Genomic DNA, 13,104 nt, shown 5'->3' with positions numbered 1-13,104 from the left:
CAAGGAGCCGACACCGACCATGGCACGGCAGCGCGAGGAGTACGGCGAGCTGTTCGAGGGCGACTTCGGCCTGAGCGCGCTCGCGGGCGGGATCGCGGCCTCCCCCGAACCACTCGACCAGGACGGTGTGCTCCGGCTGGCAGCGGAGGTGGCGGCCGATGGCGACGGCGAGGGCGCGGTGGAACTCGGCCTGGACCTCAACCATCTGCTGGAAACCGGTCTGTCCGACGAGATCCTGGACACGGTCTGGACAGCTGTAACCGGCGACGACCGCCGCTCGACCGCCACCAGGGCGGACACCCGCGATCAGCTGAGCCGGCTCGCCGCGCGCTACCCCATACCGCCTGGGACCGGAGCCCCGGGACCCGAACGGGAGACGAAGTCACGGGCCGACGTAGTCGCGGAGGTGAGGGCATCGGCGGTAGACCTGGGGCACGCGGCGGCGGAGCCGGCGAGCGACACCGACGAACCCGGCGCCGCCCTGCCGGCGGCCCTGACCACGATCGTCAACCACACCGACGAGGGGCTCGGCCTGCGTCTTCTGCTGCGCGCTCTCAAGACCCGTCACGTCCTCGTGACGAAAGAGCGGTACGACCGCCTGACGGCCCTCGGCAGACAACTCGGATACCCCGGGCCCCTCGTCCACGACGGCCTGAGCGTGGCGTGGCCACCCATCGACCCGGCCCGGCGGGACGGGGAGGGCGACTTCGGCCTGTCCGCGCTCACCGCGTGGTTCTCCTGGGAGTGGACGGAGCCCACCGCTCGCGACCGGCTGCGTGCAGCAGTCGCGGCCGACGACGCGGCCCAAGCCCCCGGGTCCGCAGCGGCGCTCCTGCTCGTGGACTCCCTCCGCCTCCTGCAGTCGCCGCTGCCCGACGACACCATCGCCACGCTGTGGCACGAGGCCACCGGCGGGGCCCATGATCCCGGACGCCTCGGCCTCAGCCCCCGGGACTGGCTCAGGACGGTCGCCGAAGCGTGCCGCGCACGCCTTGCCGAGGTCGCTCCCGGCCATCGGCACACCACGCCACCGGTCGACCCGGCCCACCAGGACACGGTGTTGCGAGAGGTACGGGAGTCGGCCGCCGTGCTCGGTGAGGCACCGACGGCGGCGGTGGAGGACGTCGTCACCCGGGTGGACCCCGACCTCGGCTACCGGTTGCTCCTGCGCCTGCTCGCCGTACGGGCCGCCCCCCTCACCGAGGAAGGGTACGCGCGCCACTTGGTGCTGTGCCGTCACTTCCGCTACGGCGCGGAGCACGTGGCCGAGGCCGTCGAACTGCTCCAGCACCGCTGACCCGCGCTCCTGCTCCGACTGTTCCCAGAGGCATGAGCATCCTGGGGCCTGCGGAGCGCCGAGACTGAAGGGCCAGACGTCCGCCTCCTCGTCGACATCCTCCAGTACATCAAGGAGTGGGCCACGCACCCCCAGGGCGTGGAGCACCGCCGGTACGGCATCGGGGTGGCCTTCCGTAGCTTTATCGACGACTCACGACAGCAGTTGTTCACGACTGCTGTAGAAACGCTGCTCCTCGACATCACCGCCGCCGACGAGACAACTGCCCACGCCGTAATGGCCGAGCTGGAGCAGTGGTGGGACACCTCCGGCATCATGCCCGTACAACGCGAACCCGGAATGCCGGGCGTGAAGGCCCGCGTATAAGCGGACATCCGACGCCGCAGCCCCGCCACCTCCGCATGAATCAGCGGCCGCGTGCTGGAGATCGGGACGGCCCGACCTCCAGGGTCAGCGGCGCAGGGCGTAGTGAGTCAGGCGGGAGCACGCGGCCTGTTCGCTGATCCCGAGCGCCTGGGCAACGGTGTCTCACCGCGGCCCGTCCGCGGTATCGACACTGAACGCAGCGTCAGCTGCCACACGGTCGGTGAGGCGCTGCAGGGCGGCGACGGCACGGAGTGCGGCCATCGGTTCGTCGTCGACCATAGCGGTGAGGCGTTCCTCGGCCTGGCCGAGGAGGGCGGTGAGGTCGGCGGGCACGGGGACGGTGCGGGCCTGTACTTCGGTGATGTGGGTGTCCCAGTTGTCTTCCGGTCCGCTGGTGTCGGCCAGGTACGGGCGCCGGGGGTCGACTGCTTCCCAGTTGAGCGGGTAGCGGGTGCTGCCGCGCCAGCCACATGAGCACGCACCGCGCAGTTCGGTGGCGATCGGGGCGCCGAGCGTGCCGTCATAGACCCACCACTCACTGCTCTGGTGGACCGTCGGCCCGCTCCCGGCATCGAAGTACACCGGGCCCGGCTCGGTGTTGTCGGCCAGCAGGACGCCGGGCCGGCCCTCGTGCTCGCTGCCGAACTCCTCGGTCTCCCACATACTCCGCCCCTGTGGGGCTCGTAAAATCATCGCTGCTGGTCAGAACCCGCCTCCAGGGTCGTCGGTGGGGACTTGTAATGCTGCCCTGATGATCGTGTCCCTGCTCTACCGCACCGCCCGCGCACTGTTGATGAATCCGCGCGAGCGTCGCGGGCGAATGCGAGCGGGTCAGATCAGGCCGTGACGGGGAAGGGCCGTACGGGTTACGGGGTGGGGAAAATTATCCGTCCAACCGCAACACCAGCTCGTCGATCTCCGCTCCCCGCGCGTTCGCGAAGCCCCGGTCCTCGCCGACGACCTTGAAGCCGCACTTCTCCAGGACCCGCACCGATCCGGTGTTGTCCGCCGCCGCCCGGGCGAGCAGCGGGCGTTCGGGGACCTCGGCGAGCAGCCCCCACAGCGCCGCGGTCGCGATGCCCCGCCCCCAGTAGTAGCGATCGATGAAATACGTGACCTCCCGCTCGCCCGGCTCGCCGTACACGGCCACGTGCCCGACCACATCGCCGTCCGCGAGCACGGTGCGGGTGACGACGTCCGGCGAGGCGAGGATGCGCTTCCAATGCGCGTCGAAGTGGGCCCGGTCCGTCGGGTCCTCGGCGGTGAAGGCGGCCATCCGATTCGACTCGGGGTCGCTCATGTGCCGGAAGAACACAGGAAGATCGCTGGGGTGTACGGGACGCAGGGAGACATCTATGGAAGCCATGGGCCCGACCCTAACGACCTTGGGGGAAGGACGGGAGTGAGTCGGCCGTGACACGGGAAGGGCTTTACGGGTTGGGCGAGTTGTGAAGCTGACCTGGGCCCGTACGGCCTGTACCCATCCTGCCCTGTCCGGGGTCTCCCGCGCACATTTCGGGGAGTTGCTCGAAGAACTTGCCCCGCCCTGGGCGGCGGCCCGTGCGTCGGCCCTGCACGTGATGAGGGGCGGGCCCCGCAAGCGGGCCGAGGGTGCCGGACGCAAGCCGCGCCTGGTGTTCACCGACCGGCTCGCGGCCACCCTGGTCCACCTGCGGCTCGGGCTGCCACATGCCGCCCTGGCCGAGTTGTACGGGGTGGACCGCTCCACCGTCTCCGCCGCGATCCGCGAGGTCAGACCCTTGCTCGCCGCGCGGGGCTTTGCCATCCCCGGCCGCCCTGGTCTGCGCATCCGCACCCCGGACGACCTGCTTCGCCTACGCAGATGCCGAAGGCGTCGACATCCGGCTCGACGGCACGGAAGTCCAGGCCCGACGCCCGCGCGCGGGCCGCCCCGGACGCAACCTTCGTCTCGGGCAAGAAGAAGCAGAACACGATCAAGACCACCACATTCAGCGACCACCAGGGCCGCACCCTGTTCTCCGGCGTCGTCCGCCCGGGCCGCATGCACGACCAGACCGCTGTGCGTACCGAGGGAATCGCCGAACAGTTCCGCCTCCACCCCGATGTGCACGCCGAGGTCGACTCCGGCTACCAGGGTCTGGCCAAGGAGTTCCCGTCCCAGGTCAGCGCCCCGCCGAAGAAGCCGGCCCAGGACGCTCCCGGCGGCGACAAGCGTGCCTGGCGCGAGGCGCGCAGGCGGCAGTCATCGGCCCGCATCGTGGTCGAACACACCAACGTCGAGTACAAGCAGTGGCATCTGCTTCAGCGCTACACCGGACGCCGCGAGGACTACGAGCAGACCCACCTCGCCATCGCCGGCCTCGTCTCCGACCGCGCGGCCCGACGCACGACCCGTCGCCTCACGAGCACCGAACTCGTGCCCGTTCGCGCGACGGCCTGCTGAATCACCCACCAGCCGAACCGCCAGACCAACACGACCCGACCTCAATTTTCCCCAAGGTCGTTAGACCTCATCCTTCATGCAGAAAGTGCCTTCCTCCGGCGACGACGGAACCCCTGGAAAGGTCCCTCGTCCCGGCGCGGGAAGGCATCTTTGCGTTTCTACCCGAATCTCAGCCGCACCCCGAGCGAAGCAGGCCAAGACTTGCATCACGACTTCGTCAGTCGGGTCGACCGCGCACACAGGTCCGCGCGGTCGGCCGCGCCCGTCTTGTTCATCAGACTGGCGATGTGCTTCTCGACCGTGCGAGGGGAGATGAACAGCCGGTCGGCGATGTCCTTGTTGCTCAGCCGGTCGGCGAGGAGCCGGAACGCTTCGTACTCCCGCACGGTGACGCCGAGGGCCCGCAGTTGTTCGGGGATGCCGTCTGTGCCGCTGCGGTGCTGGTGCACGGGGGCACCCAGCCGTCGCAGGGCGGCCCGGCAGGCATTCGTGACGGCGGGCACCCCCTGCTCGTGGAAGTGGTGTTCGGCCCGCCTGAGCCAGGCGACCGGCTCACCCCAGCCGTCCTCGTGCGCCGCGTCCGCGACCAGCCGCAGGCCCAGGTGCAGGGCGGCCGGGTACGCGGCGGCATCGCGCAGCGCTGCACCGATGCGCTCGGCCGCCCGTTCGCCCTGCCCCTGCCGGCCGAGCAGGACGGCATCCGCGAGCGTGACGAACTGGCGGTTCCACCGCATCCGTCCGACCGCCGTGGCGGCTACCCTCTCTTGCCGGGCGCGGTCCGCGTCACCGGCCAGCACGTCCAGCAGCAGCCCCACCCCGTGCGTGCCGCTCAGGTGGTAAGTGGTGGGGTTGTGCCGCTCCAGCGCCGACACAGCCCCAAGCTCCGCGCGTGCCAGGTCCCGGTCCTCCTCCATCAGGGCGCAAAAGGCACGGGCCATGCCCAGCGTGAGCGGCTCCTCCTGCGAGCCCGCCCCCTCCCATTCAGCGAACGAGTCGAGAGCGGCCTCCATCGCCTGCCGGTCGCCCTGGTGCGCCTCCAGCGAGGCCAGTGACATCAGGAGGTACCGGACGGCCGGGGCGAGCCCGAGCCTGCGCACGATCGTCAGACCCTCGGTGGCGGTTTGCCGCGTCGCCTCGCGCGCGCCCCGCATCACCCCGTCCAGGACGAGGATGCCGTCCACGGTGTGCACGATGTTGATCGAGCCCAGCCGCAGAGCCTCCTCCCGGGCGGACAGCAGCCCGGCGGTGTCACCTTCCGCCAGCCAGTCGCTGCCGCCGATACGGGTCGCCGCGTACATCCGCCGCAGTGGGAGCTGGTGCCGTTCCGCCGTCGACAGGGCCTTTTCGAGCATGGCCCGGGACTCGGACGGGTCCCGCTCGCGGGCCACGGTCGCCAGCAGCTCCCACGCCTGGCAGGCGACCGAGGGCAGCGCGTAGCGCTCGGCGGCGTCGGCCGCCGAGCGGGCGAGCTTCTCCGCGTGCTGGACGCGGTCGGTGCCCGGGGTGTCCAGCGCGAGATAGGCGGCGGTGACGTCGACGGCCGCCGTCGCCGCACCGTCCGGGTTCGCCCCCAGCACCTCGCGGGCCCGGTCGATCTGCCGGTTCCCGTCGCTCCAGCGCCCCGCCGTGTGCGCCACCTTGGCCAACCGGGTGTGCAGGACTGCCAGACGTGACGCACCCAGCCCTGCGCTGTCCAGGGCGTGCAGATGCTCGACCAGGCCCAAGGCCCGGTCGAAGTCGCCGGACTCGGCCAGCGCGGGCAGCAGGTGCTCCAGCGCACCCGCCCGCTCCTGCGGGTCGCCGGCCCGCGCCAGCAGGGTTTCGGCCTGGCTGAGCAAGGTCACCGCCGAACCGAGCGCTCCCGCAGTCAGGGCCCGCCGCCCCGCCTCCGTGAACAGCTTGCCGGCCGCCGCGTCCTCGCCCGCCTCGGACCGCAGCCCCGCCGCGAGCGCGCACCACTCGCCGGGTAACTGAGGGTGCAGCTTCTCCACCGCTTCCGCGCCCTGACGCGCCAGTTCCGCACGCTGGCTGGGCGTCAGCTGGGTGAACAGCGCCTCCACGGTGGGTGAATGGCGAAAGGAGTACCAGTCGGGAGCGGGCTCGTCCGGGACCACCAGGCGAGCGGCGACTCCGGCGTGCAGATGGCTGAGGAGTGCCCGGTCGTCGACTCCCGTCATCCGTTGGAGCACGGTCAGCGGGAACCGTCTGCCCAGTACGGCCGCCGCCGACAGCAGCGTCAGGCCCTCCGCACCCAGCCGGTCGATGCGGCGCAGGATTCCCCGGGCCAGAGCGGAGGAGACATCGCCACGCGGGTCACCGACCGTTCGCCAGCCGTCCGGTCCCTGCACCAGGGTGCCCGCGCTGATCATCGACTGGAGCAGCTCCTCGACCAGGTAGGGGCTGCCTGCGCTGCCCTCCCACAACCGCTCCAGCACGGGTGTGGGCACCTCCTCCGGGGAGGTGCCCAACTGACCCGCCACCAGTTCGCGTACCTGGGGGCGGGTCAGTGGCGGCAGTTCCACGACCGAGGCCGCGCCGCGTCGGCGGGCCGACTGTGCGAGATCCAGGGCGTCGCTGAAGTCCGTGCGGACGGTGGCGAGCAGCAGGACCGGGCTGTACTCCAGATTGTCCACGAGATATTCCAGGACACCCAGTGTCTCGGGGTCGGCGTCGTGCAGATCCTCCAGCACCAGGAGCCGGCCCCGGCCGTTGTCGGTGGCCATGAGCAGGCGCAGCACGGCCTCGCCCAGGATCACCATCGAACTGCTGTCGCCTGCGCCGGTGTTCCAGTCGGGGATCAGCCGTCCCAGCACCGGTCTGTACGGCCCCAGGGGCAGTTCGTCCAGCGGTTCACCGGTGCGGAACAGCGACATCAGCGCCTCGGTCAGTGGCCGGAAGGGCACCACTGGGCCGGTGGTGCTGCTGCGTCCCCGCAGGACGCCCATTCCGACCCCGAGCGCGCTGCCCACGGCCTCGGCCGCCAGCCGGGACTTGCCGGCTCCGGCTTCACCCACCAGGAAGACCACTCCACCGCGCCCTTGCTGGGCGGCGGACAACGCGTGCCCGAGCAGCCCCAGTTGGGCATCTCGGCCGATGAGGGAAGGTGCTTGGGAGCGCATGATCTCGAAGCATAAATCAGAAATTCTGGAATTGTAGCGTGCCGTTCGGATTTCGATTCCCCCGGCCCGCCGAGCCGGCTGGGGGCCGGTCCGGGGGCCGGTCCGGGGGCGGCTACTGGGGCGCGGACACCGAGGTGTCGATCGAGCTCAGCGTGATGACGATGCCGCTGGTGAGAACCATTCCGGCCAGAATACGGGCGCGCGCGCAAGCGCGGTTGCGGCCCGAGAGGGTGATGCCGCCGGCCACGTCCTGCTCCTCGGCGGCAGACGTGAGGGCATCGGTGTCGGCGGCGTCGGCCACGTGGGCGGCGGATACGGACGCGGCGCGGCTGAAGTGCTGGTTCATGGGGAGAGCTCCTTCGTGTGGAAGTGCGTGGATGAGAGGAAGGGGAGACGACGAGAGGGCGGAGAGGAGCGGAAAGAGAGCCGGGTCCGGCTGACCGGGGGCGCTCGCACTCAACAGACGGGCGGGGGGCTCGGGCAGGAGTGCTCCAGCAGGAGCACGGACGGGACACGGGCGGGGGAGCAGAGACGGAGCAGCCCGTAGCCGATGCCGGCGAGGCCCGTCAGCATTCCGGGAGAGGACACCTGATCGGGGGTGGCGCAGCGGTGCTGCTGCGCCTCGACGGTCGCGAGCACCCGGCCGGCGGTACGGGTCAGAGCGTCGGACGCCGTGGCGTCGCCCCGGTCGGCCAGGACCGACAGGGCCTCCAGGGCGCCGAAGGCGCCGTGGCCCGCGCTGAGGTCGGGGCCGTCGCCGAGGGCGGCCAGCCGGGCGGCGAGGTCGCCGCGCTCCGGCAGATGCGCCGTGGCGGCGGCGATCCCGGGCAGGCCGGTGGTCCACGACGGGCCGTGCGCGGCGGCGTCAGGCGCGGCGTTGGCCGAGCGCAGCAGCCCGGCCGCCACCTCCGGGTGTCCCTTTCCGTCCGCCCGGTGGTCCGCGTGGTGCCACAGCGCCCAGCCGATGCCCGCGGCGCCATCGGCGAACTCTGCGGTGCCACCGCCCTGCGCGGCCGCGGGGGCCAGGGCGTCCGCCACCGCGTCGGCCAGTTCCAGGGTCCGGCGGGAGCCCGTCGCGTCGTGGGCGGCGACCGCCGCCGCCAGGGCGCCGGCCGCACCGTCCGCGAACCCGGGGTCCACGCAGCCCGCCACGGCGTGTTCGAGCGCGGTGAGCGCGTCGGGCAGCGAGTCCGCCAGGTCGGTGTCGAGGAGGGTCGACAGCCGTACCAGGCCGTACAGGATGCCGCCGAGCCCGTTGTACGCTCCCGGTCCGACCGCGGCGCACAGTTCGGGGTCGGTGGCCAGCATCTTCAGCAGGGCCGGCAGCGGCCGTACCGCCTCGTGGGCGAGCGCCGTGTAGCGGTCGGCGCCCGCGAGCAGTCCGGCCTGGGCCAGGAAGAGCGCGACTCCGGTGTATCCCTGGGCGAGTCCGGCGCCCATCGGGAGGACCGACCAGTGCCCGCCCGGCAGGCGTTCCAGGCCGATCCAGTTGGTCCGGCCGCCGGACCGCACGGCGCGGGCGGCGATCTCGTCGGCGATCCCGCAGGCCGCGGCGAGCAGCCGTGACGGCTCCGGCACCACCGCCGGCATGGGAGCCGGCACCAGCTCGGAGCGCGGCCGGACCAACGGGGAGCCGGCCGCGCGTGCGGCCAGCGCGGCCGAGACGATCCATTCCTGGTCCCGGCAGTCGACCTCGTCCATCCGGGCGATCTTGGCGCGGACCGCGGTCAGGCTCGCCACCGGCAGCAGGTCCGCCACCCAGGTCCCTCCCGCCGTCCGCACCCCCGAGCCGGACGGCAGGTGGACGAAGAGGGGGATGTCCCCGCGCCACAGGTCCTCGGTCTCGTGCTCCACCAGCCGGCCGCGTGCTGGGTCGTGCGCCGACTCGGTCCACAGCACCGCGAACGCGGCGTCCCGGGCGAGCGCGTCGCCGAGCAGCGCCGGGTGGGTGGATTCCTCCAGCAGGGTCGAGTACAGCCGGGTGGAGCGGACGATCAGCCGTGCGGGGCTGTCCGCGTGCCGGGCCAACAGGGCGCCCGGCTCGGTGAGTTCCCCGCCGTGCGCACGGATCGCGGTGTACGTGGTGCGAAATCCGTCCAGCAGCGCGGCGCGGTGATCGGCGCCCTGGAGGCGGTGCCCGTCGGGCAGCGGCTGGTTCTGTGCGGCCGGACTGACCACTGGACCTCGTACGACTCGCATGGTGTCCAGTCCGCTGTCCTCCCAGCGCAGGCCCTCGCTCGGGTACGTGCCTTCCCCGGCTCGTCCCAGCGCGGAGATGTCCAGCGCGCCGTGCTCACCGATCAGCAGATAGGGCAGCAGGCACGTCCGGTACACGGAAGCCTGGAGGGCGTCGGCGGCCGGGTCGGCCTCGGCCGTGGTGGCCTGCGGCAGCCCGGTGTGCAGCAGGGTTTCGGCGTCCACCAGAACCGGCTGGCCACCGGCGGCGATGAGGTTTTCGTAGTGCACGTCCGCGCCGTCCACCGCGTACAGCAGAGCCAGCAGTGCGCCTTGGCGCCGGTAGAAGGCGTCCGCCTCGGTCACCGAGGCGCACAAGCGGTGCTCGATGAACTCCAGCCAGCCGTGCTCCTGCCGCCGAACAGTGCGCGGGGTGCACAGCTCAAGGCCGTCGACCCGGCCGGCGAGCCAGTGGGTCAGGTCGTCCAGCAGGGCGTGGTGCCCCAACGGACGCGGCTTGTACACCACCCGTGATCCGTCCGTGAACTCCAGCACCGCTACCGAGCGCCCCCCGCGGTGGGCGTCGCCACGGCCCAGTTCGATGCGGGTGAGCGGGCCGGGATCGCGTCCGTCGAGAAGGACGCTCACCAGTTCTTCGCGGTCCGTGTGCAGCCGCAGGCCCAGTTCGGCGACCGCGTCGGCCGCGTCCAGTGCCGTCCGGCCCAGCATCCGGGCCAGCACCGGATAGGCGGTGAACAGCGCCCGCAGGCCGTCCGCGCTGCTGCTGGCGGCGAGGAAGGAGGCGAAGCGATCACGAGGCGTGGCCCCGGGAAGCCGTCCGGCGCGCCGGGCGCCGTCCAGCTCGCGGACGAGTGTGCGGGCCGCTTGCCGGGACATCCGGTTCAGCAGCCATTGCTCGAACGAGGCGCGCAGAATCTTCCGTTCTGCTGAAGGAAGCAGCGCCAGCTGCTGGTCGAGGGCGTCCGAGGCCGGCACCACCAGAGGTGCCACGACCTGTGCGAACACCTCCGGCCCGGTGGCGTCGCAACCCGGCACCGGCCGGTCGGCGTCGTGAGCGCGATCCAGGGCCTCGGCACGATCCAGGGCCTCTTCGACGTAACCGGCCCAGCGTGGAGTGCCGGCGCGGTCCGCCAGATGTTCCGGCGCCTCGCCGACGAGGGCCCACACGGCAGGTTCGTCGAGACCCAGGTGGGCCAGCCGCGCCGCGAAGCCCACCGTGTCCCCGGCGGCCCACGGGGCGCGGCCGGACGTGGCGGTCATGGGTGACGCCGCGGGACGGCCGGGGGCGCCGACGCGCTCGGCGAGGGAGAGCGCTGGGGCCCACCAGGCGAGCGGCAGGTGCGCGCTTCGGGGCATCGTGGGTGCGGCTGATTCGGTCACAGGAAGAACGTCGCAGATACCGCGCGGCCTCCGCATGGGGGTGTGTCCCCCATGTTCTCCGATGGCCCCCCGCCGGTGGGTGGGGGCCGAGCCGGCGAACCTGCGGGCATGTGGCCTGTGTTCCCGGTGCCGGAGGCCGAACCCGCAGGTCACGGCCCGTACCCCGGTGACTGTGCTTCGTACGGCCCGCCGGAACGCCCGTCCCGGCGGTAGGGCCCCATCGCTGCGGGGCCGCCCGCGCGGAAGGAGTCAGTACCGGGTCGGCGGCAGCAGGCGCGGCTCCAGACGCTCCTCCCGCACCCCGTCACCCTCGCACGTCACCACGTATGCCCCTTTGCCCGCCGATTCCGTGACCGCCTCGACGAGCCGGGTGCCGTGATAGATGAGTCCCACTCCGTCGTCGGTGCAGTGCGCCGTCGGCAGGGTGCCGTCCGCGACCATCCGGTGGATCAGCGGACGGCGGCCCGGGTCGGAGTCGTAATGGACACCGTTGCCGTACGGCAGGAAGCCGAGCGCGTCCACCACCGGCCGCAGATCCGGTCCGTACGAGTCGGTCGCGCCGCCCTCGAACCAGCAGATCGACCCGGCGCTCACCCCGCTCAGCACGACCCCCGCCTGCCAGGCGCGCCGCAGCGCCCGGTCCAGGCCGTGCACTCGCCACACCGCCAGGAGATTCGCCACCGACCCGCCCATGACCCACACGACGTCGTGGTCGAGGAGCGTGCCTTCCACGTCGTCCACGTTCGGCATGGGGAACAGGTGCAGCGGCGTCAGGTCGAAACCCGCCACCCTGGCCGCCTCGTGCATGCGCGCGGTGACGTGCTCCGCGTCCCCCACCGCCGTGCCCAGGTACAGGATGCGCGGTCGGCGGCCGTCCACCCCTGACAGGTCGACCGCGTGGTGGACCAGGGAGTCGAACAGCACCCGCGCACGGGGACCGGCGCGATGCCCTCCGGAGGTGGCCAGGACGGTCGGCTGCGAGGCAGGCATGCGCGCGATCGTAGCCCCTGCCGCGAACGGGTGACCGCCGCAAGGTACCGGGGACCGCACGCCACGGACGGGCGGGCCGCCTGCCCTTGCCCGGCGCCCCGCCCTTACCGGCCGCACGTTGTGGGGAGCATCCGCCACAACGTGGGTGGTCCGCCCGCATCCGCCGCCGCCCGGCCTCCCGTCTACTGATGCCTGGCCGACGGACTCCCGCAGCGGCATGGGACCGTTCCGTCCCGGACCGTGGAGCGTCGTCCGATTCGATTCGTGACCAACAGGTGCCGTACGGCCGAGACAACAGGAGTGAAGGACATGCGGACCTCTCTGGGTATCGACTCCCTCGCACGGAGCGTCTATCTCGCCATGGTCGACCTGCCCGGCGCCGGAGTCACCGAGCTGGCGGAGCAGCTGAAGGAGGCCGAGGACACGGTCAGAGAGCGGCTGGAGCGGTTGTCCGCCCTCCTGCTCGTGGTCCCCGGCGACACCGCCACCGGTTTGCGGCCGGTCGACCCGGGGGTGGGCCTGGCAGCGATGCTCGCCCGGCAGCAGGACGAACTCGCCCGCCATCAGCTCCAGGTGGAGGACAGCCGGCTGGAAGTGACCCGGTTGCTGTCCGAGCACGCCCGCGGCAGCCGGGACAGCATGCGGGGTGTCGAGTGGCTGGCCGGTGCGGACGCCGTGTGGCGGCGCGTCGCGGAACTCGCCGAAGGGTGCGAGCAGGAGTGGCTGACCGTCGGCCCCACCGAGCGGCTCGCCGTGCCCGTCGCCGAGTCCGCCCGGCGCATCGACGAGATACTGCGATGGCGCGGCACGGCGGCCCGTACCATCGTCCTGGAGAGCGTCCGCAACGATCCCGAGGCGATGGGCCGCGTGCGGGGGAAGGACGACAGCATCGGTTCGATCCGTACGCTGCCGTCGCTGCCCGCGTGGGTGATCCTCTGCGACCGCACCCACGCCGTGGTTCCGGTCGTCAGCGCCCGGTCCGTCGTCGGCGCCATGGTGTGCGGCGTCGAGTCGGTCACCGAGGCGTTCGCCGCCCTGTTCACCCGCCTCTGGCAGGAGGCGCTGCCGCTGGCCGAGGCGCGCCCGCGTACCCGAGGCGGTCTCTCCCTCCAGGAGCAGCACGTGCTGCGACTCTGGGCACAGGGCCTCACCGACGCCGCCGCCGCCCGCAGGATGGACGTCTCGCTGCGCACGGTCCGCCGGCTCTCCGAGAAGCTGACCGATCGCTTCGGTGCGCAGAGTCGCTTCCAGCTCGGCGCACTGGCCATCGCCCAGGGTGGTATCCAGGTCGAGGACATGGTCTGACGCGTCCTGTGCGTGACCGTACGCCC

General features: G+C 72.1%; 9 protein-coding genes and 1 pseudogene. 4 read left to right on the top strand and 6 right to left on the bottom strand.

Annotated features, from left to right (window positions below):
* Positions 1-19: 19 nt before the first annotated feature.
* A complete protein-coding gene (locus IEZ15_RS33975; RefSeq protein ID WP_189280786.1) occupies positions 20-1,297 on the top strand; it encodes a hypothetical protein in 1,278 nt (425 codons plus the stop codon).
* Positions 1,298-1,435: 138 nt separating this feature from the next.
* Positions 1,436-1,663: a DUF6207 family protein gene (locus tag IEZ15_RS33970; RefSeq protein WP_189280818.1), complete on the top strand. Its 228-nt coding sequence runs from the start codon at positions 1,436-1,438 to the stop codon at positions 1,661-1,663.
* 162 nt (positions 1,664-1,825) lie between these two features.
* Here IEZ15_RS33970 and IEZ15_RS33965 read toward each other — a convergent pair whose 3' ends face one another.
* Both IEZ15_RS33965 and IEZ15_RS33960 read right to left on the bottom strand, forming a co-directional pair.
* Entirely contained in the window at positions 1,826-2,326 is a 501-nt protein-coding gene (locus IEZ15_RS33965) for a hypothetical protein (RefSeq protein ID WP_189280785.1), read from the bottom strand.
* A 220-nt stretch (positions 2,327-2,546) separates the two neighbouring features.
* Positions 2,547-3,020, bottom strand: coding sequence for a GNAT family N-acetyltransferase (locus IEZ15_RS33960; RefSeq protein ID WP_189280812.1), 474 nt, complete (start codon positions 3,018-3,020; stop codon positions 2,547-2,549).
* Positions 3,021-3,111: 91 nt separating this feature from the next.
* Between IEZ15_RS33960 and IEZ15_RS33955 the strand changes: the two are divergent.
* Positions 3,112-4,088 (top strand): annotated as a pseudogene (locus tag IEZ15_RS33955) (transposase).
* Positions 4,089-4,294: 206 nt separating this feature from the next.
* Here the strand turns inward: IEZ15_RS33955 and IEZ15_RS33950 are convergent.
* From IEZ15_RS33950 to IEZ15_RS33935, 4 genes are all read right to left on the bottom strand, one after another.
* Positions 4,295-7,207, bottom strand: a complete 2,913-nt coding sequence (locus IEZ15_RS33950; protein ID WP_189280784.1) for a helix-turn-helix transcriptional regulator — start codon at positions 7,205-7,207, stop codon at positions 4,295-4,297.
* Between the two features lie 112 nt (positions 7,208-7,319).
* Positions 7,320-7,553, bottom strand: coding sequence for a hypothetical protein (locus tag IEZ15_RS33945; RefSeq protein WP_229846293.1), 234 nt, complete (start codon positions 7,551-7,553; stop codon positions 7,320-7,322).
* 110 nt (positions 7,554-7,663) lie between these two features.
* Positions 7,664-10,783, bottom strand: a complete 3,120-nt coding sequence (locus IEZ15_RS33940) for a type 2 lanthipeptide synthetase LanM family protein (RefSeq protein ID WP_229846292.1) — start codon at positions 10,781-10,783, stop codon at positions 7,664-7,666.
* A gap of 249 nt (positions 10,784-11,032) precedes the next feature.
* Positions 11,033-11,773: a Type 1 glutamine amidotransferase-like domain-containing protein gene (locus IEZ15_RS33935; RefSeq protein WP_189280782.1), complete on the bottom strand. Its 741-nt coding sequence runs from the start codon at positions 11,771-11,773 to the stop codon at positions 11,033-11,035.
* A gap of 309 nt (positions 11,774-12,082) precedes the next feature.
* On the opposite strand from IEZ15_RS33935, the gene IEZ15_RS33930 reads away from it, so the two are divergent.
* Positions 12,083-13,078, top strand: coding sequence for a helix-turn-helix domain-containing protein (locus tag IEZ15_RS33930; protein WP_189280781.1), 996 nt, complete (start codon positions 12,083-12,085; stop codon positions 13,076-13,078).
* Positions 13,079-13,104: the final 26 nt, after the last annotated feature.

The organism is Streptomyces atratus (assembly GCF_014648655.1).
GTDB classification, from domain to species: domain Bacteria; phylum Actinomycetota; class Actinomycetes; order Streptomycetales; family Streptomycetaceae; genus Streptomyces; species Streptomyces atratus.
The sequence above is the reverse complement of the archived record's forward strand: the minus strand, read 5'-3'. Positions and strand labels throughout refer to the sequence as shown.

Excerpts from the sequence above, each read along its gene's own strand:
- IEZ15_RS33945 (WP_229846293.1), bottom strand. The coding sequence starts at position 7,553 with ATGAACCAGCACTTCAGCCGCGCCGCGTCCGTATCCGCCGCCCACGTG.
- IEZ15_RS33975 (WP_189280786.1), top strand. The coding sequence starts at position 20 with ATGGCACGGCAGCGCGAGGAGTACGGCGAGCTGTTCGAGGGCGACTTC.
- IEZ15_RS33930 (WP_189280781.1), top strand. The coding sequence starts at position 12,083 with ATGCGGACCTCTCTGGGTATCGACTCCCTCGCACGGAGCGTCTATCTC.
- IEZ15_RS33935 (WP_189280782.1), bottom strand. The coding sequence starts at position 11,773 with ATGCCTGCCTCGCAGCCGACCGTCCTGGCCACCTCCGGAGGGCATCGC.
- IEZ15_RS33965 (WP_189280785.1), bottom strand. The coding sequence starts at position 2,326 with ATGTGGGAGACCGAGGAGTTCGGCAGCGAGCACGAGGGCCGGCCCGGC.
- IEZ15_RS33950 (WP_189280784.1), bottom strand. The coding sequence starts at position 7,207 with ATGCGCTCCCAAGCACCTTCCCTCATCGGCCGAGATGCCCAACTGGGG.